The organism is Microbacterium sp. Leaf288 (assembly GCF_001422925.1).
Taxonomy (GTDB): Bacteria; Actinomycetota; Actinomycetes; order Actinomycetales; family Microbacteriaceae; genus Microbacterium.
On sequence record NZ_LMNI01000011.1, the window covers coordinates 336,073 to 355,058 of the forward strand.

At 70.6% G+C, this 18,986-nt stretch carries 16 protein-coding genes; 10 read left to right on the top strand and 6 right to left on the bottom strand.

Annotation, left to right across the window (positions count from 1 at the left end):
• Genes ASF40_RS10815 through ASF40_RS10830 form a run of 4 tightly spaced genes read right to left on the bottom strand, consistent with a single transcriptional unit; the run spans window position 1 to window position 5,103 of the window.
• Complete coding sequence (locus tag ASF40_RS10815) at window positions 1-1,308, bottom strand: lanthionine synthetase LanC family protein (protein ID WP_056368919.1); 1,308 nt, start codon at window positions 1,306-1,308, stop codon at window positions 1-3.
• Entirely contained in the window at window positions 1,305-2,294 is a 990-nt protein-coding gene (locus ASF40_RS10820) for a T3SS effector HopA1 family protein (RefSeq protein ID WP_157549622.1), read from the bottom strand. The genes ASF40_RS10815 and ASF40_RS10820 overlap by 4 nt, the downstream gene beginning before the upstream one ends.
• A complete protein-coding gene (locus ASF40_RS10825) occupies window positions 2,291-3,346 on the bottom strand; it encodes a phosphotransferase (protein WP_056368923.1) in 1,056 nt (351 codons plus the stop codon). Before ASF40_RS10825 ends, ASF40_RS10820 begins: the two co-directional genes overlap by 4 nt.
• Window positions 3,343-5,103: a peptidase S8 gene (locus tag ASF40_RS10830; RefSeq protein ID WP_056368925.1), complete on the bottom strand. Its 1,761-nt coding sequence runs from the start codon at window positions 5,101-5,103 to the stop codon at window positions 3,343-3,345. Before ASF40_RS10830 ends, ASF40_RS10825 begins: the two co-directional genes overlap by 4 nt.
• A gap of 92 nt (window positions 5,104-5,195) precedes the next feature.
• On the opposite strand from ASF40_RS10830, the gene ASF40_RS10835 reads away from it, so the two are divergent.
• The 5 genes from ASF40_RS10835 (at window position 5,196) to ASF40_RS10855 (ending at window position 10,307) form a co-directional block, all read left to right on the top strand.
• Window positions 5,196-5,834, top strand: coding sequence for a DUF402 domain-containing protein (locus tag ASF40_RS10835; RefSeq protein ID WP_327037407.1), 639 nt, complete (start codon window positions 5,196-5,198; stop codon window positions 5,832-5,834).
• Between the two features lie 10 nt (window positions 5,835-5,844).
• Window positions 5,845-6,579, top strand: coding sequence for a demethylmenaquinone methyltransferase (locus ASF40_RS10840; protein ID WP_056368929.1), 735 nt, complete (start codon window positions 5,845-5,847; stop codon window positions 6,577-6,579).
• A 55-nt stretch (window positions 6,580-6,634) separates the two neighbouring features.
• Complete coding sequence (locus tag ASF40_RS10845; protein ID WP_056368931.1) at window positions 6,635-7,690, top strand: polyprenyl synthetase family protein; 1,056 nt, start codon at window positions 6,635-6,637, stop codon at window positions 7,688-7,690.
• A gap of 109 nt (window positions 7,691-7,799) precedes the next feature.
• Window positions 7,800-9,182 (top strand): FAD-dependent oxidoreductase, encoded by a 1,383-nt coding sequence (locus tag ASF40_RS10850; RefSeq protein WP_056368933.1) that lies wholly within the window; start codon window positions 7,800-7,802, stop codon window positions 9,180-9,182.
• Window positions 9,183-9,215: 33 nt separating this feature from the next.
• Window positions 9,216-10,307 (top strand): alpha/beta hydrolase, encoded by a 1,092-nt coding sequence (locus ASF40_RS10855; protein ID WP_082497002.1) that lies wholly within the window; start codon window positions 9,216-9,218, stop codon window positions 10,305-10,307.
• 159 nt (window positions 10,308-10,466) lie between these two features.
• On the opposite strand, the gene ASF40_RS10860 is transcribed toward ASF40_RS10855, so the two are convergent.
• On the bottom strand, window positions 10,467-10,943 hold the full coding sequence (locus tag ASF40_RS10860) for a hypothetical protein (RefSeq protein ID WP_056368935.1): 477 nt from the start codon (window positions 10,941-10,943) through the stop codon (window positions 10,467-10,469).
• Window positions 10,944-10,990: 47 nt separating this feature from the next.
• On the opposite strand from ASF40_RS10860, the gene ASF40_RS10865 reads away from it, so the two are divergent.
• Entirely contained in the window at window positions 10,991-12,145 is a 1,155-nt protein-coding gene (locus tag ASF40_RS10865; RefSeq protein ID WP_056368937.1) for a MalY/PatB family protein, read from the top strand.
• Window positions 12,146-12,172: 27 nt separating this feature from the next.
• Here ASF40_RS10865 and ASF40_RS10870 read toward each other — a convergent pair whose 3' ends face one another.
• Window positions 12,173-12,661: a YajQ family cyclic di-GMP-binding protein gene (locus tag ASF40_RS10870; RefSeq protein WP_056368939.1), complete on the bottom strand. Its 489-nt coding sequence runs from the start codon at window positions 12,659-12,661 to the stop codon at window positions 12,173-12,175.
• A 266-nt stretch (window positions 12,662-12,927) separates the two neighbouring features.
• Here ASF40_RS10870 and ASF40_RS10875 point away from each other — a divergent pair, with 266 nt between their 5' ends.
• The 4 genes from ASF40_RS10875 (at window position 12,928) to ASF40_RS10890 (ending at window position 18,977) form a co-directional block, all read left to right on the top strand.
• Window positions 12,928-14,157, top strand: a complete 1,230-nt coding sequence (locus tag ASF40_RS10875) for a sugar ABC transporter substrate-binding protein (RefSeq protein WP_056368941.1) — start codon at window positions 12,928-12,930, stop codon at window positions 14,155-14,157.
• 82 nt (window positions 14,158-14,239) lie between these two features.
• On the top strand, window positions 14,240-15,859 hold the full coding sequence (locus ASF40_RS10880; protein WP_056368943.1) for an ABC transporter permease subunit: 1,620 nt from the start codon (window positions 14,240-14,242) through the stop codon (window positions 15,857-15,859).
• Between the two features lie 115 nt (window positions 15,860-15,974).
• On the top strand, window positions 15,975-16,871 hold the full coding sequence (locus ASF40_RS10885) for a sugar ABC transporter permease (RefSeq protein WP_056369875.1): 897 nt from the start codon (window positions 15,975-15,977) through the stop codon (window positions 16,869-16,871).
• 114 nt (window positions 16,872-16,985) lie between these two features.
• Window positions 16,986-18,977 carry a glycoside hydrolase family 13 protein gene (locus ASF40_RS10890; protein ID WP_082497054.1) on the top strand — a complete coding sequence of 664 codons (1,992 nt, stop codon included), beginning with the start codon at window positions 16,986-16,988 and terminating at the stop codon, window positions 18,975-18,977.
• Window positions 18,978-18,986 lie beyond the last annotated feature (9 nt).

The window sequence follows — 18,986 nt, forward strand, 5'->3', positions numbered from 1 at the left end:
TCACCGCAGCCGCAGCGGCGGGTGCGCGACGCTCGCCAGGGGACCGGCGCAGCGCAGCAGCGTCAGCACGACGCCCGCGGTGCCGTCGAGGACCGCCGGCGACCGGCCGCCCCGCACGCCGTGGCTGAACGTCGCGCTCCCGTCGGCATCGATGCCCGCGGCGATGACGGATGCCTCGGACCGTGCCGCGCGCCGGTGCTCTTCGCGGGACGCGGCATCGGTGGACCACGCCGCCTCGGCGCCGGCCAGGTGCAGTTCGACGATGCCGGAGCGGCCGTGGCACAGGGTGGCGTCGTCGCCTTGCTCATCGGGGAACTCGCGCCGGGCGCGCTCGACCGAGCGGAGCGCGCGCAGGTAGGTCGCTTCGCCCTCGAGGGCATCGTCCCCGTCGATGCGCGAGCGGAGCGCCGCCGCGATCCCGATCCCCGGCGCTCCGTGGCACCATGCCAGACCGATCGCCGGCTCATCCAGGCGCAGGTCGTACCAGCCGCCGTCCTCGGCGCCGTAGCCCGCGTCCTCCCACGTCCACGCGGCATCGGCGAGCGCTCGGTCCGCGCCGACGACGCCCGCCCAATCCGCGGCGAGCAGCGCCAACCCGATGCCCGAGGAACCGTGGGCGAGGCCGGTGACCGCACGGTCGCCGTCGGCCATCGGCCAGCGAGCGCCGCAGACGTCGACGACGGCGCGAGCGCGCAGGTCGCGCACGAGCCGCTCGGCGGCCGCCGCCCGATGCCGCTCCGCGCTCGCCGGCAGTGCGGCGGCGAGCACGGCGAGCAGATGGCCCGCCGAGCCGTCGAGAAGGTCCGCGTACCCGGGGAGCCACGAGTCGTCCGCCGTCGCGAGCGCCGCGACCGCGCGCGCGGCGAGCACACGGCCTCCGTGCGCGAGGTCGGGCCGGCCGAGCAGGTCCGCGATCCGCTCGGCGGCGATCGCGATCCCCAGGTCTCCGCTCTGCCAGCCGAGCTGTCCGCGCCGCGCGGCACGGCGGCGGTCGAGAACGTCGGCGAGCGTCGCCTGCGCGAGCAGTGACAGGGATGCGTCGCGCGCGTGCCGTGCCGCCGCCGCGAGGGCGAGGGCGATGCCTGCCCGCCCGGTGAGGAGGCCGTCGTCGACGGGCCCGGTCTTCAGGACGGATCCGTCGGGGCTCGCGGCGAGGTCGATCTCGTCGCCGATCCACTGCGGCGCTCCGCGGTCGTCGACGCCCACGTCGGCAGCGAGGCGGCGTGCCAGCACGATCGCGGCGATGCCGAGTTCGGCGGGCGACCGCACCGCGGCCGGCGCACCAGGGGCCAGGGCGACCGCAGTCATGGTCGTGCCTTCCAGGGGCGTGTCACGTCGAGGCCGACCGCGTCGGCGGCCTCGCGCAGACGGTGGGGTGCAGCATCCGTGTTCTCGGCCATCGCCGCGATCGCGGCGACCTGGGCCGTTCGCAGCTGACCGAAGCTGGTGCCGTCGGCGGGATCCTCCGACATCCCGATGCCCCGGGCGATGCGTCGCGTCGTGGGCGGGATCGCGGCATCGACGTGCGGCGCGATGTCGACGGCCTGCCGACGAAGCGACGCAGCCACCCGCGCCCGGACGACCCGAGGCGTGTAGACGACGAGCGCATCGGGCCGTCCGTACCCGGCGGGAGTGGGCAGGCACTTGAGCGAGAAGGCGCTCCCGGCGTCTGCGAACGCGCCCATCAGCGCAGGCAGCAGGGCCGCCGAGTCCTCCGGAGAGCGGGAGTGCGTGTACCAGCGGTCGAGGGGGCCGTCGGGGACGCCCTCACCGGAATGCGCCCACCACCATCCCGACTCGCGGTCCCATCCCGACGACCCTCGGGTGATCGTCACCAGGTCGCCCGGGGCGGGGCGGCAGCCGGGCCGCGAGGACGAGACGATGCGGTCCGTCGCGATGCGGAGGTGGCCCGGCGGGGCGGAGGAGGGAGGCCGGGATGCCACGACCGTGACCGTCCCATCGCCCACGGCGAGCACGATCCACGCCTCGGACGTGCCCGCCGCCCGGCGTCGCATCGCCTCGAGCAGGCCGACGCGGGGGAACGCGGGAGGGGCGACGAGGGCGCGCTCCGGTGGTGTGATCGCATCGCCGGACTCGGCGGTCCACCAGTTCGCATACAGCCACTCCGCGAGGGGGTTCTCGATCTCGACCCCGGTCGGAGCGCTCCCGCGCAGTTCGCGTGCGTCGTCCGAGGCCTCGACGAGCGCGAGCGCCCGGCTCAGTGCGCGCAGTGTCGCCTCGGCGGCGCGCTCGCCGCGGGCGACCGCCGCCTCGGCTGCGGCTCGGGAACTCATCGTGCGAGGCATGAGCGCAGCTCCTCCGTCAGTGTGGTCAGGTGATCCTGGTGTCCGATCGCGAGGCCCGCGAGCCCGTGGGACTGCTCCTCGTCGCCGTGCTCGCTCCGCTCGGCGACCTCGAGGGCGAACTGCGCGAGGCGCAGCACCGCGGCCAGCGCGACGCGCTCCGCGAAGAGTCCTGTGGCGCGCGACGAGATCCGCGCGGCTTCGCCGTAACCGCGCACGAGCTCACGGCCCGTCGACGACAGCCCGGCCGCCTCCGACCTGCCGCGCAGCAGATGCTCGGCGACGAGGCATCCGAGATCCCAAGCCGGATCGCCTGCCCCCGCGAGCTCCCAGTCGACGATGACGGGGGAGGGGCCGGGTGCGACGGCCACGTTGTCCCACTTGAGGTCGTGGTGCACGAGAGCGCGCCCTGCGGGCGTGCGCAGACGCGCGGCTGCGGCCATCAGGGCCGGCTGCGCGCGAAGGAAGCCGATGAGGTCGCGCGTGGCCGCGGCGAGGCCGAGCGCGTCGCCGCGCTCGCCCGCGCGCAGCACGTGGAGCACGAGCGGCGGGCGCGCCGGCGGCAACGGCAGCCCGGCGGTGGCGCGGTGCACGGCGCCCACGCGGGCACCGAGGAGACGGAAGAAGGCATCCTCGTCGCCGATCGTGCCGGAGACGAGGGCGAGCGACGCCGGGTGCCCCGCCCCGAGGTCCTCCACGACGAGGATGCCGTGCTCCTCGTCGACGGCCGCGGGCGACGGGATCGCGTCCTGTAGGGGGAGGCACCAGCGCGCCATGCGCTGCACGAACAGCTCCGCGCCGAGTCCTTCCTGGGCGGAGTCGGTCGATCCGTCGGTGGGCGGCGTGAACGCGCCGGACTTGACGACCACGCGGCGGCCGTCCGGCAGGTGCACGGCCCACACCCCGTGGGCGCGGGAGAGGTCGACGGGCTCGGCGCGCAACAGCTCGGTGGGACCCAGCAGCCCCACCGCGCGCAGAGCGGTGACGGACGGATGCGGGGTGGTGCCCGCATCCGTCCGCACCATGGTCGCGTCGGCGATCACTCGTCGAACAGCCCCTCGCCGTAGGCGTCGCCGCCGCCGGACTGGAGCTCCTCGATCGCCGCGGCATAGCCGGCGGCGAAGCCGGCCTCGTAGTCGCCCTGCTCGACGCCGAACGGGTCGGCGCCGCCGGGCTGGGGCCCGGGTCCCGGGCCCGTCACGGTCGTCGGGACCTTGGTCACCGTCGTCGTCACGGGGCACGCGATGTGGATCGACTTGATCTTCTTGCACTGCAGCGGAAGGACGGTCTTGATCGTCCCGCACTCCGGGAGGGTGATCGTCCTGGGTACGCAGGCCACCACCGGAGTGCGCAGCTTGACGGTGATCGTCGGCTTGAGGACGATCGGCCCTCGCGCCTTCAGCACCGCCGCACTGGCGTCGAGCAGCCCCCAGCCGTACCTGTCGTTCGGCACGGGATCGCTCGCGACGTCGCGCAGCGGCTTCGCCGTCGAGCGGAGGATGTCGCCGATCTCGGTCGCCGTCAGGCTCGGCTTGACCGCCTTCACGAGTGCCGCGACACCCGCCACGTGCGGCGAGGCCATCGACGTGCCGGCCATCGTGGCGAGGCCGCCGGCGAGGTACGTCGACAGGATGCCGACGCCCGGCGCCGAGATGTCGATGTGCGGTCCGGTCTGCGAGAACGCCGCGCGCGACTCGTTCGACTGGATCGCGGCGACCGCGATCACGTCCGGGTAGGCCGCGGGGAAGCTCGGCGAAGAGCTGCCGTCGTTGCCCATCGCGGCCACGACGACCACGCCCTTGCTCACCGCGTACGCCACCGCGCTCGCCTCGACCGAGGTCGAGGACGGGCTGCCGAGGCTCATGTTGATGACGTGGGCGCCGTTGTCGGCCGCGTACCGGATGGCCGCGGCGACGTCGGCCGACGAGCCCGTGCCGCTCACGCGACCGTCGCTGATGCGCACCACGCGGGTGAGCGCCTTGATCGGCATGATCCGTGTCTGCCACCCGACGCCCGCGACGCCGACGGCGTTGTTGGACACGGCGGCGATGGTGCCCGCGACGTGCGTGCCATGGCCGACCTCGTCCTCGGGGATCGCGTCGCGCCCCGCGAAGTCGCCCTCGAAGCGCCACCCCGGGTTCGGCGTGGGGTTCGGACCCAGATCGACCATGTCGAACCCCGGGACCAGCAGCGGCGCCAGCTCGGGGTGGTCGAGGTCGACGCCCGAGTCGATGACCGCCACGACGACGCTCGCGGATCCCTTCGTGACGTCCCACGCGTCCGGGGCGTTGATCTTGGTCAGCCCCCACTGCGCCCCGAACTGCGGGTCGTCAGGGATGACGCTGGCCTCCCGCCACCGGTTCGGCTCGGCGACCTCGACCTCGTCGAGGGCGTCGAGCTCAGCCGCCGCCTTGTCGGGGGCGACCTTCGCGTCGATGCGGACGCGGAACGAGCGACCGAGGATCGATTCCTCGGGCTCGGGCACGCCGTCCAGGGCCATCACGGAGCGCGCAATGCCCTGCGAGGGCGGGGCGAGCCGGGTGATGTCGTAGGCACCGAGGCGTGCGAGCACGGCGTCGACGCCCGACACCCCCAGCGAATCGGCCATCGAGACGCCGCGGCCGCCGGGGTGGATGGGCACGGATGCCGTCATCGCATCGGCGGCGTCGGCTTTGAGCGTGACGATGACCTCGCCGGGAATGACGTCGTCGCCGTCGATGTAGAGCGGAGCGGAGGCACCCAGTTCCGCCCGAGGAGCGGACGTGCGCTTTCGCGACGAGCCGCCGGATGTTGCAGCCATTTTCGGACTTCTCTCCTCAAGGGCCGCGAGGTTGCGGCCACCGTGGAGGAGGGATGGCGGGAAGAGACTGATACAGCCCTACACTGAGGCGGGTGCCGACCCCGATGCACCTCTCAGGTCACCCGGATTCCGACCGCCCCGAGCCCGGAGCCCCGCTCCAGTTCCGCTGGCGCAAGTGGGACGGCGGCCCGCACTGGGTCAACGACTGCATCTACCTCGGCAGGGACCGGTGGGGCGACTGGGTCGGTCAGCCCTCCGGCTGGCGCAACGTCCGTCCGGGGCTCGAGTTCCTCGCCGACGGACCCAACGTCACCCTCATCCCGCCGAGCGGCGACTACGCGATGACGGTCCACGGGGCGCCGCGGCGCGTGCGCATCTACATCGACGTCGCGTGGGACATCCGCTGGGAGGGCCACGAACCCCGCGGCATCGACATGGACCTCGACGTCGTGAAGGCGATCGACGGGCGCGGGCTGTTCATCGACGACCGTGACGAGTGGGATGAGCACCGCGTCGCGTACGGCTATCCGCTCGACCTCGTCGACAGGCTCGAGGCGCTCGCCGTGGACCTCGAGCGCCGCGTCGCGGCGGCGGAGGCGCCGTTCGATGACGCGACGCCCGATGCGTGGCTCGCCCGGCTCGCGTCCTACGACGCCGTCGCGCCGCCCCCACCCGTCTCCTTCGCAGCCGCGGGCGACGGCGGCCCCGGCACAGACGGCACCGCCGCCTAGACTCGAAGCCGTGGCATCCCACCCCTCCGATCCCGAGCCGAACCGCGCCGACCTCCACAAGGACCCGACGCGCGTGAGCGGCATGTTCGACCAGGTCGCGGCCGGCTACGACCGCACCAACACCGTGCTGAGCATGGGCAACGACCGGTTCTGGCGCGCCGCGACGACGCGCGCGGTGAACCCGCGCGCCGGGCAGCGCATCCTCGACCTCGCCGCGGGCACGGGCGCCTCGAGCGTCGCCCTCGCGGGCCGGGGCGCCACGGTGGTCGCGGCGGACTTCTCGCCCGGCATGATCGCCGAGGGGCGACGCCGGCACAGCGGCATCCGGAATCTCTCCTTCGTGCAGGCCGACGCGACCGACCTGCCCTTCGGCGACGACGAGTTCGACGCGGTCACGATGTCGTTCGGGCTGCGCAACGTGAACGAGCCGAAGAAGGCGCTGAGCGAGCTGCTGCGTGTCACGAAGCCCGGCGGGCGCCTCGTCGTCTGCGAGTTCTCGCACCCGCCGTCGAAGGCGTTCAACGGCCTGTATCGCTTCTACAACGACCGTGTGCTGCCGGTCGTCGCGAAGTCCGTCAGCTCGAACGCCGAGGCCTACGACTACCTGAACGAGTCGATCCGCGACTGGCCCGACCAGCGCACGCTGTCGGCGTGGATCCGCCAGGCCGGCTGGACCGACGTGGCGCACCGCAACCTCTCGATGGGCATCGTCGCGCTGCACCGCGCCACGAAACCCCAGGCCTAGCAGCGGTCGCCGCTCGGCGGACCGCGACGAAACGCGCCCCCGGTAGGCTGGGCGTGTGACACCGACAGCGCCGGGCTCGCATATCGCGGGCAAGCTGGGCCTCACCGACCGCATCTTTGCGGGCGCGCGATCGCGCGGCCTGCTCAAGACCGTCGAGGCGGGGCTCAAGCGCGTCGACAGCGCCCTCGAGCGCGAGCTGCGCGTGGCCGACACCCTCGCCGACGCGACCAGCCGGTACCTCTACGACGCCGGCGGCAAGCGCATCCGTCCCATGCTGTCGCTGTTGACCGCTCAGCTCGGCGACGGCGCCACCGACGAGGTGATCGACGCCGCGACCGCTCTGGAGATGACGCATCTCGGATCCCTCTACCACGACGACGTGATGGACGCCGCCGACAAGCGTCGCGGCGTCCCCAGTGCGCACGCCGTGTGGGGCAACAACATCGCGATCCTCACGGGAGACCTGCTGTTCTCCCGCGCGAGCCAGATCATGGCGCGTCACGGCGAGGACGCCATCCGGCTGCAGGCCGACACGTTCGAGCGGCTCGTGCTCGGGCAGATGCACGAGACGGTCGGGCCGTCCGACGAGGACGACCGCGTCGCGTTCTACCTCCAGGTGCTTTCCGACAAGACGGGTTCGCTCATCGCGGCGGCCGCGCAGTCGGGCATCGTGTTCTCCAACGGGCCCAAGCAGTTCGAGCAGCCGATGGTGACGTTCGGCGAGAAGGCCGGCGTCGCGTTCCAGCTGCTCGACGACGTCATCGACCTCTCGGCCGACCCCGACGAGACCGGCAAGGTGCCCGGCACCGACCTGCGGGCCGGCGTGCCGACCATGCCGTACCTCGTGCTCGGGCAGCGGACCGATGCCGCCTCCGTCGACCTGCGGGACCGCATCGACGAGGGCGTGGCGCGCATCGCCGACGGCGCCGACCCCGCGATCCTCGACGAGCCGCTCGCGCAGCTGCGCGACCACGAGGCCACCCAGGCGACCCTCGACCTCGCCAACGCGTGGTCGACCGAGGCGATCGAGGCGCTCGCGCCGCTGCCCGACGGCGCGGTGCGGGAGGCCCTCACCCGGTTCGCCCAGGCCGTCGCCGACCGCTCCAGTTAGACGTACCCGCGTTTCGTCTCGCGCAGACCCGGGTCGAGCGAGCGAAGCGAGTCGACATCTCGCTCAACGACCGGGGGACGCGACGAGCCGACCTCCCGAAAGGACCACCATGACCAAGCTCCGACTGGCGATCGTCGGCGCAGGACCGGCGGGCATCTACGCCGCCGACATCCTGCTGAAGGCCGAGCGCAAGTTCGACGTGTCGATCGACCTGTTCGAGCAGCTGCCCGCACCGTACGGGCTGGTCCGCTACGGCGTCGCCCCCGACCACCCCCGCATCAAGGGCATCATCACGGCCCTGCGCGAGGTGCTCGACCGCGGCGACATCCGCCTCTTCGGCAACGTGCGCTTCGGCGAGGACATCACCCTCGACGACCTCAAGCACCACTACAACGCGGTCATCTTCGCCACCGGCGCGATCCGCGACACCGACCTCGAGATCCCCGGCATCGACGCCGTCGGGTCGTACGGTGCCGCCGACTTCGTGAGCTGGTTCGACGGGCACCCGGATGTGCCGCGCGAGTGGCCGCTGGAGGCAGCATCCGTCGCCGTCATCGGCAACGGCAACGTCGCACTCGATGTGTCGCGCATGCTGGCCAAGCACGCGCAAGACCTGCTGCCGACCGAGATCCCCGACAACGTCCACGAGGGCCTCGTCGCCTCGAACGTGACCGACGTGCACGTGTTCGGCCGTCGCGGTCCGGCGAACGTGAGGTTCACCCCGCTGGAGCTCCGCGAGCTCGGCGAGCTGCGCGACGTCGACATGGTCGTCTACGACGAGGACTTCGACTACGACGACGCGGCCCGCGCCGCCATCGCCAGCAACAAGCAGGTCATGGTCATCGACCGTGTGCTGCAGTCCTGGCGCAAGCGCGACTCGGTCAACAACGCCGGCGGCACGGCGTCGCGCCGCCTTCACCTGCACTTCTACGCCAAGCCGATCGAAGTGAAGACGGATGCCGAGGGCCGCGTGTCCGCCCTTGTCTACGAGCGCACGCGTCCCGACGGGGAAGGCGGCGTCGTCGGCACCGGCGAGCTGCGCGAGGTGCCGATCCAGGCCCTCTACCGCGCCGTCGGGTACTTCGGATCGCCCCTGCCGGGCGTGCCGTTCGACAAGCGCCACGGCGTCATCCCGAACCGCGAGGGCCAGGTGCTGAGCAAGGACTCGAACCAGCGCGTCAACGGCGTGTACGCCACCGGATGGATCAAGCGCGGCCCGGTCGGCCTCATCGGCCACACCAAGTCCGACGCGATGGAGACCGTCCGTCACCTCATCAACGACCAGGGCACCTGGTGGCAGCCTGCCGACCCGTCGGAGGCGGCCATCCCGGCGCTCCTCGCCGAGCGCGGTGTGGCCTGGACCGACCTCGACGGCTGGCACCGCCTCGACGAGCACGAGATGGCCCTCGGCGCACCCCACGAGCGGGCGCGCATCAAGGTCGTGCCCCGCGACGAGATGGTGACGATCTCCCGCGCCGCCCCCGGTCGTTGAGCTTGTCGGAACGCCGCCCCTAGGCTGAGGGGCATGGCCGGGCCATCCCTGACGTGGGTCCCCGACATCCTGGGGGAGCCGTTCGAGCAGCTGACGCTGCCGCTCGGCGTGGACGGTGAGCACGGGCCGCTGGTCGCGACGCTGGTGCGCAGCATCCCGAATCCGCTCCTGACCCTGTTCGCCCCGCTGCGCGACGTCGACGTGCTCTACGTGCACGGCTGGTCCGACTACTTCTTCCAGCGCGACCTCGCGCGGTTCTGGACGGGGCGCGGCGCGCGCTTCTACGCGCTCGACCTGCGTCGCTACGGGCGGAGCCTCCGGGACGGGCAGGCGCCCGGGTACGTCGACTCCCTCGATGACTACGACGTCGACATCGCGGCCGCGCTGCACGCGATGGGACACGCCGCGGACACAGCCGGACAACCGCCGCCGACGGAACCGGACACGCGCGGCGGAGGTCGCAAGCTCGTCCTGATGGGGCACTCGACCGGGGGCCTCACCCTCACCCTCTGGGCGGCTCGGCACCCCGGCCGCGCGCACGCGGTCGTGCTGAACAGCCCGTGGCTCGAGCTCCAGCTGGGCACCCTGGGTCGTCAGGCACTGGCACCGCTGGTGGACATGCGGGCGAGGCTCGACCCGCGCGGCACGCAGCCCGCGGTCGACTTCGGGTTCTACACGCGCGCGCAGGACGAGATCGGCACCCTGCCGCACGACGAGCACCGCGCCGTCTGGCGGCCCGACCGGGGATTTCCGACGGCGCCGGGGTGGCTGTCGGCCGTGATGCAAGGGCATCGCCGCATCGCAGCCGGCGTCGACGTCGCGTGCCCGGCGCTGGTGCTGCTGTCGGTCGGCTCGACGCCGCCGCTGTCGTGGAGGGAGTCGATGACGTCGACGGACTCCGTGCTCGTCGTCGACGACATCGCCCGCGCCGCGACCCGCATCGGCGGGCTCGTCACGATCGCCCGCGTCGAGGGTGCGATCCACGACGTCTTCCTCTCCCGCCCCGCTCCTCGTGCGATCGCGTACGATGCTCTCGACCGCTGGGCTCGCGCGTACGTCGTACCGGACGAAGATGTCCCCCGAAGAGGGGACAGCGCTCTTGTGGACAGTCGGGTTAAGCTGTAGGGGAGATGTCCCCAGCATCTCAGGGAAGGCCCTCCCCAAGAATCCTTCCCATCCGTCGTCACGCGCCGCTAACCGGGGGGTTGGTTGTGCGAGAGCAGACGACGACAGGCCCCGGGTGTCCCCAGCACCCGGGGCCTTTATCGTTCCTGAGCCGGTCGCTCACTCCGCACGGCGGGCGAGCACGCGCACGAGGAGCACGTAGGTCGTGAGCGAGAGCACGTATCCGAGCAGGTACACGACGAGCTCCTGCGCGAGGAAGCGGCTGTAGTCGAGCGTGCCGTCGGTGACCGCCGGCGAGTTCTGGCTCAGCAGGTACGCGGCCGTCTGACCCGCGGCGAGGATGGCCAGCAGCGCCAGGACGGCGAGGAGCGCGAGCCAGATGCGGCTGCGCCACACGCGGCCCGCCGCGGCCATCGCCGTCGACGACGTCCAGTCCGGCACCTCCGGGTCGAGCCACCCGTTCACCCGAGGGATCAGGATGACCGCTGCGATGAACGCGGCATTGAGGATCGCGGTGCCGACACCGGCGGCTGAGCCCCCGTCGATGTCGCTGCGGACGAGCGAGGGGATGAGGAGGACGACCAGCACCGGCAGCGTCGCGACGACGGCCGACAACACGGCCCGGAGGAAGCGCATGGCCCGAGTGTAGGGTCAGTTTCCATCGCGATTGAGGAGCAACCACGATGCCCACCCCCACGTCGGCCGACGCCATGACGACTCTCCGCCGGCGCACGAGCGAGAAGTGGGGCGTCTACGCCGACGACGTGCTGCCGATGTTCGTCGCCGAGATGGACTTCCCGCTGGCGCCGGCGATCAGGAAGGCGCTCCACGAGGCGATCGACCTGGGCGACACGGGCTACGTGAATCCTCTCGATCCCGGCACGCGGGAGGCGTTCCGCGATTACGCCGCGGCCGCGTGGGGATGGGAGCCGGACATCGGGCGGATGGGCATCACGACCGATGTCAGCGTCGTGATCGTGGAGACGCTCCGCCGACTGATCGATCCCGGCGACGGGGTCGTGATCACGCCCCCGATCTATCCGCCGTTCTACGACCTCATCCCCGAGGCCGGCGGAGCCGTCGTCGAAGTGCCGCTGCACGACGACGGATCCTCGTACGCGCTCGACCTCGAGGGCATCGATCGCGCACTGGCGGCGGGCGCGAAGGGCGTGCTGCTGTGCAGCCCGCACAATCCCGTCGGACTGGTCCACGACCGGGCGACCCTCGAAGAGCTCTCCCGGATCGTCGCCCGCCACGACGGATTCGTCGTCTCGGACGAGATCCACGCACCGCTCACCCATCACGGCGTCGAGTTCACGCCGTACCTCACCGTCTCGGCGCAGGCGCAGGCCCACGGGATCGCCGCAGAGTCGGCAAGCAAGGCATTCAACCTCGCCGGGTTGAAGACGGCGCTGTTCGTGTCTGCGTCGGACCGCATGACCGACCTCATCCGCTCGCTGCCGGAGGAGGTCACCTTCCGGGCGGGGCAGTTCGGGCTGATCGCGACGCGGGAAGGGTTCGCCCACAGCCGCGAGTGGCTCGACGGCACGATCGCCGCGGTGCAGGGCAACGCCGACCATCTCGAGGCCGAACTCGCCGCGCACCTGCCCGCGGTGCGACTTCGGCGCCCCTCGGCGAGTTACCTGGCGTGGCTGGACATGTCCGCTCTGGGCTGGGGAGACGATCCCGCCGTCATCGCCGAAGAGCGCGCACGTGTGGCGCTGTCGAGCGGACCGAGGTTCGGTCGGCAAGGCGCGGGGTATGCCCGGATGAACCTCGCCTGCTCGCCCGACACGATCACCGAGGCGGTAAGACGGCTCGCGAGCGTGACCGTCTGAAGAGTCTCAGCCCGATCGCGGCTCGCGTCAGCGGTAGTTGACGAACTGGAGGTCGACGTCGAGGTCGGACGCCTTCAGCAGGCGCTGAACCTCCTGCAGGTCGTCGCGGGACTTCGACTGCACGCGCAGCTCGTCGCCCTGGATCTGCGACTTGACGCCCTTGGGCCCCTCATCGCGGATGATCTTCGAGATCTTCTTCGCGTTCTCCGACGAGATGCCGTCCTTGATCGTCGAGACGATCCGGTACTCCTTGCCGCTGGCGAAAGGCTCGCCCGAATCGAGGGACTTCAGCGAGATGCCGCGCTTGATGAGCTTCGACTGGAAGACGTCGAGCACGGCCTTCGCGCGCTCCTCGGTGCTGGCCTTGATGAGCACGGACTCACCGCTCCACTCGACGGAGGCCCCGGTGCCCTTGAAGTCGTAGCGCTGCTCGATCTCTTTGCGGGCCTGATTGAGGGCGTTCTCCGCCTCCTGGTGGTCGACCTTGCTGACGATGTCGAACGAAGAATCTGCCATGGCGGGCAGTCTATCGGCGGCTCCCGTGCAGCGCGGGAGGACGGATGCTGCTGCAAGCGGTTCCAGTCGGATCTCCATGTGCAAGCGATTCCATGCGGGCGCTGAAAGTCACGGCGAGGTATCGATCCGAGCCCGATGTTGCCATATGCAGTCTGCTGAGTTACAAATGTAAGCGCTTGCATTTCCGCAGGCGAGAGTCGAACCCGCACCGTCGCGACCGACAGTGCGGCCGGACTCACTCAGCACTCCAGAGAGGCACTGCACCGATGAAGGTGAACAAGAAGAGCTGGCTCGCGCTCGGCGGTCTCGCCGTCGCGTCGATCGTCCTCGCGGGTTGCGCGGGCAGCGGTGACGACACCGGTTCGACCGACGAGGGCGACGCCACGTCGACGCTGACCGTCTGGGTCGACTCCGAGCGCGTGGACGCGCTGAAGGGCGCCGCCGACGCGTACAGCGAGAAGACCGGTGTCAAGGTCGACCTCGTCGGCAAGGACGTCGGCAAGATCAAGGACGACTTCATCCAGCAGGCGCCGACGGGCAAGGGCCCCGACGTGGTCATGGGTGCGCATGACTGGCTGGGCGAGCTCTCGACCAACGGCGTCGTGGCGCCGATCGAGCTCGGCGACACCGCCGGCGACTACCTCCCGGTCGCGCTCCAGGCCTCGAACTACGACGGCACCACCTACATGCTCCCGTACGCGGTCGAGAACATCGCGATCCTCCGCAACGCCGACATCATCCCCGAGCCGGCCACGAGCTTCGACGACATGATCGCCAAGGGCCAGGCCGCAGGCCTCACCACGCCCTTCGTCGTGGAGCAGGGCGTCGAGGGCAACCCGTACCACCTGTACCCGTTCCAGACGGCGTTCGGCGCTCCGGTGTTCGGCACCGACGCCGAGGGCAATTACGACCCGACCGACCTGCAGATGGGCAGCGAGGGCGGCTTCCAGTTCGCCAGCTGGCTCGGCGCCCAGGGTGCCGCGGGCAACTTCAACACCGACATCGACGGTGACATCGCCAAGACCAAGTTCCTCGAGGGCGAGTCGGCCTTCTGGCTCACCGGCCCGTGGAACGTCGGCACGGCCACCGACGCCGGCATCAACGTCGCGATCGACACGATCCCGAGCCCGACCGGCGCCCCGGCCCAGCCGTTCGCCGGTGTGAAGGGCTTCTTCGTGAGCTCGGAGTCCGACAACAAGGTCGCCGCGAACGACTTCCTCGTCAACTACATCGGCACCGAGGACGTCCAGCTCGAGCTGTTCAAGGCCGGCAACATCCTGCCCGCCCTCACCGCCGCTGCCGACACGGCGGCGTCCGACCCGATCATCGCCGGCTTCCAGGCCGTCGGCGCCGACGCGGTGCCGATGCCCGCGATCCCGGCCATGGGTTCGGTCTGGCAGTACTGGGGCATCGCCGAGGCCGCCATCATCAACGGCGAGGACCCGACGACGACGTGGCAGAAGCTCGTCGACGACGTGAGCGCCGCCATCAAGTAACACCCTGCGGTCGAAAGACCGCGACAGGCGACCGGGACGGATGCCGCGGCATCCGTCCCGGTCCCGATCTCGAGGACGATCGATGACCGACACTGTTCAGGCCGACACGGCCGAGAAGACGCCGACGCCGACGCCGCGTCAGCGCAGCGCCGCGCGGATCGCCGATGCCGCCGGCGGCAAGGTGCGCTGGGTGGTGCTGAAGATCGCGCTGCTCGCCGTCGTCGACGCGCTCGCGCTCTACGCCGTCTTCGTGCTCTTCCTCCACAACGAGTGGCTGGTGCTGACCCTCGTCACGGCCGTCACGATCCTCGTCAACTGGATCTACTTCTCGCGCCGCACCATTCCCGCGAAATACCTGACGCCGGGCATCATCCTGCTCGTCGTGTTCCAGATCTTCACGCTGGTCTACACCGGCTACATCGGCTTCACGAACTACGGCACCGGGCACAACGGCTCGAAGGAGCAGGCGGTCGCCTCGCTCATGCGGTCCTCGCTGGTCCGCGTCGAGGATTCGCCGACCTACGACGTCACCGTCGTCGAGCGCGTCGGCGAGCTCGGCCTGCTGGTCACCGATCCGACCGACGGCGAGGCATCCCTCGGCACCAACCAGAAGCCCCTCGAACCGGTCGACGCCACGATGGAGGGCGGCAAGGCCGTCGCCGTGGACGGCTGGACGACCCTCACCTTCGCCGACGTGCTTGCGCGCAGCAATGACGTCGAGCAGCTCGCCGTTCCCTACAGCACCGATCCCAACGACGGCGCGATCCGTACGCAGGACGGCCAGAAGGGCTACCTCTACACGTCGACGCTCGTCTACGACGCCGATGCCGACACGATGACCGACACCGCCACCGGCACGGTGTACTCCGACACGGGGGAGGGCGCGTTCACCTCGGAGTCCGGCGAACAGCTCATGCCGGGCTGGCAGGTGTTCGTGGGCTTCGAGAACTTCGTGCGGGCGATCACCGACGCGTCCATCCGCGGGCCGCTCATCTCGGTCACCCTGTGGACGTTCGTGTTCGCCATCGTCTCGGTCGCCTCGACGTTCTTCCTCGGGCTGCTGCTGGCCATGCTGTTCCAGAACAAGCGCATGCGCTTCAAGAACGGGTACCGGATCATGCTGATCCTGCCGTACGCGTTCCCGGCGTTCCTCGGTGCGCTGGTGTGGGCGGGCATGATGAACAAGAGCTTCGGCTTCATCAACCAGGTGCTGCTGGGCGGCGCCGAGATCCCATGGCTCACCGATCCGGTGATGGCGAAGGTCTCCGTGCTCCTCGTCAACCTCTGGCTGGGCTTCCCCTACATGTTCCTGGTGTGCATGGGGGCGCTCCAGGGCATCCCCGAAGAGGTCAACGAGGCCGGCGTGATGGACGGCGCCAGCCCCTGGCAGATCTTCCGCCGCATCAAGCTTCCGCTGCTGCTGGTGACGGTCGCGCCGATCCTCATCGCGTCGTTCGCGTTCAACTTCAACAACTTCAACCTCATCTACATGCTCACCGGCGGCGGGCCGAGGTTCGAGGACGCGGCGATACCCGTGGGCCATACCGACCTGCTGATCTCGATGGTCTACAAGGTCGCCTTCACCGGGCAGAACCGCGACTACGGACTCGCCTCGGCGTTCACGATCCTCATCTTCATCGTCGTGGCCGTCATCGCGATCATCAGTTTCCGCAAGACCAAGGCCCTCGAGGAGCTGAACTGACATGTCTGAGTCCCAGGACCGTCTCGCTCACCCTGACAAGACCGTCGCCCGGAACGCGACCCTCGCCGTCGCCGCCGGCGGCACCGCCGCGCAGTTCGAGACCGAGGTGGGCGGCATGGCGCCGTCCCCCAAGGCCGACAAGCCCGCTCGCCGTCGCCCCTTCGGAAAGTGGTTCCGCGACACCGGCTGGCGCCACGTCGTCGCGATCATCGGCTCGATCTTCGCGATCTTCCCGCTCGTGTACGTGCTGTCGTCGTCGCTGAACGGCAACGGAACGCTGACGGGAAGCAACCAGCTGTTCTCCTCGATCAGCCTCGACGCGTATGTCCGCATCCTCACGAACCCGCAGGTGCCGTACGGCCAGTGGTTCGTGAACACGATGATCGTGGCGCTGATCACCGGATTCTCGATGGTGTTCATCGGCGCGCTCGCCGCCTACGCGTTCTCGCGCATGCGCTTCAGCGGACGCCGCGTCGGGCTCATCACGATCGTCGTGGTGCAGATGTTCCCGCAGATGCTCGCCGTGGTCGCGATCTTCCTCATGTTCAGCGCGATCAGCGACTGGTTCCCCGCGATCGGGCTCAACACCCTGAGCGGTCTGATCCTCATCTACCTCGGCGGCGCGCTGGGCGTGAACACGTATCTCATGTACGGGTTCTTCAACACGATCCCGCGTGAACTCGACGAGGCGGCGAAGATCGACGGTGCAGGACACGCGCGCATCTTCTTCACGATCATCCTGCGCCTGGTCGCGCCGATCCTCGCCGTCGTCGGCCTGCTGTCGTTCATCGGTCTCATCAACGAGTACATGATCGCGAGCGTGCTGCTGATCGATCCCGACAAGCAGACGCTCATCGTCGGACTCACGAAGCTCGTCTCCAACCCGCGCTACGCGGACTGGTCGGCCTTCGCGGCCGGTGCGGTGATGGCGGCGATCCCTGTCGTCATCGTCTTCCTGCTGCTGCAGAAGTACATCGTCGGCGGCCTCACCGCCGGCGCCACGAAGGGCTGATCGCGCACAGCTGATCCGAGAGCGGATGCTGCGCCGGCTGCGTGCTGTCGCAGCATCCGCTCTGCGATGATCGAGGCGAGCACCGCCACCGCCCGCCTGACGAAAGGCCGAGCCATGACGACCCTCCTCCCTCACCATGACGGCTCGCCGCTGTACGTGTCCGACCTCGCGCCGCAGCTCGGCGACGTGGTCACCGTGCGGCTGCGCGTGCCGGCGGGCTACGGCCCCCTCGCGGCGGTGCGCACGAGGTCCAATCCCGATCACGAGCCGGAATGGACGGATGCTGCCCCCCTCGGCTCCGCCGACGGCTGGGAGTGGTGGGAGGCACCCGTCACCGTGCGCAACCCGCGGCACGGCTACCGCTGGGTGCTCGTGCACAGTGCCGATGGTGGTGGTGACGGGCGGGTGGAGTGGCTGAACCAGACCGGCCTCCACGCGATCGAGACCCTCGACGCCGAGGACTTCGCGCTCGTCGCGTACCCGGCGCCCCCGACGTGGCTCACCGACTCCGTGATGTACCAGGTGTTCCCCGACCGCTTCGCGCGGTCGGCGCAGGCCGACACGCACCCGACCCCGGACTGGGCGATCCCGGCGACCTGGGACGACCCCGTCGACCCCGTCGTGCCGGCGCGCTCGCAGCAGTTCTACGGCGGCGACCTCGAGGGCGTCATCGAGAAGCTCGACCACCTCGTCTCGCTGGGCGTCAACCTGCTCTACCTCACGCCGATCTTCCCTGCGGCGTCCAACCACCGCTACGACGCGTCGAGCTTCGACCGCGTCGACCCGCTCCTCGGCGGCGATGAGGCCTACGTCCGGCTGATCGAGGCGGCGCATGCCCGCGGCATCCGTGTCATCGGCGATCTCACGAGCAACCACTCGGGCGATCGGCACGAGTGGTTCCAGGCGGCGCTCGGCCACCCCGGCGCCCCGGAGGAGGAGTTCTACTACTTCACGGATGACGCGAACACCCGGTACGAGTCGTGGCTCGGCGTGCCGAGTCTGCCCAAGTTCAACTGGGCGTCGCAGGAGCTGCGCCACCGGTTCATCGAAGGCCCCGACTCCGTCGTCGCGATGTGGCTCAAGCCGCCGTACTCGGCTGACGGCTGGCGCATCGACGTCGCCAACATGACCGGCCGCCTCGGCTCCGTCGACCTCAACGCCGAGGTGCGGCAGCTGCTGCGGCGCACGATGATCGAGATCAACCCCGACACGATCCTGCTGGGGGAGTCGACCAACGACGCCGCGAGCGACCTGCAGGGCGACGGCTGGCACGGCGCCATGACGTACCCGTCGTTCACGCGGCCGGTGTGGGGGTGGCTGTCCGAGCCGACCCACGCGCCGTACCTCACGTACGACGGCCGTGAGGCGACCGAGCCGTGGTTCTTCACGCAGCCGATCGGCGGCATCCCGCGATACACCGCGCGGCAGTTCGTCGACGCCGTGGTGCGCTTCACCGCCGGCATCCCGTGGCGTGTGCGGCTCGGCAACATGCAGCCGCTCGACACGCACGACACCGGGCGCTTCGCTACCAACGCGGCGCCCGGAACGGTGCCGGTCGCGGCAGGCCTCATGATGACGCTCCCGGGCCTGCCTGTGATCTTCGCGGGCGACGAGTTCGGCCTCGTCGGGGTCGACGGCGAGGCGAGCCGCACCCCGATCCCGTGGGGCACCGAAGGCGAGCCGGCGGTGGCCGAACGGCTCGCGCTCTACCGCGAGCTCGTCGCGCTGCGGCACGCGCACCCGGTCCTGTCGACCGGTGGCCTGCGCTGGGTGCATGTCGACGACGAGTCCGTCGTGTTCGTGCGGGAGGCCGTCGACGAGACGCTGCTCGTGCTGGCGGCGAAGGGCGACGCGGATGCCGAGATCCCGGCGGGCGCCCTCCCGGGCGCCGCTGCGGCCGAGCCGCTCGTCGGCGACGCGACTCTCGCGGTGGCCGGCGACGGGGCGGTGCTGCTGTCGGCCGACGGGCCCGCGTTCGCGGTGTGGCGGCTCGCGGGCGTCGAGGTGCCCGCACCCGAGCCGGAGGCGGCGACGGCGGACGAGGTGTCGCGAGGCGTGGTGTCGGCCGACGAGACCACTCCCGCGGAGCAGGTCGAGTCCGCCTGACGACACCGG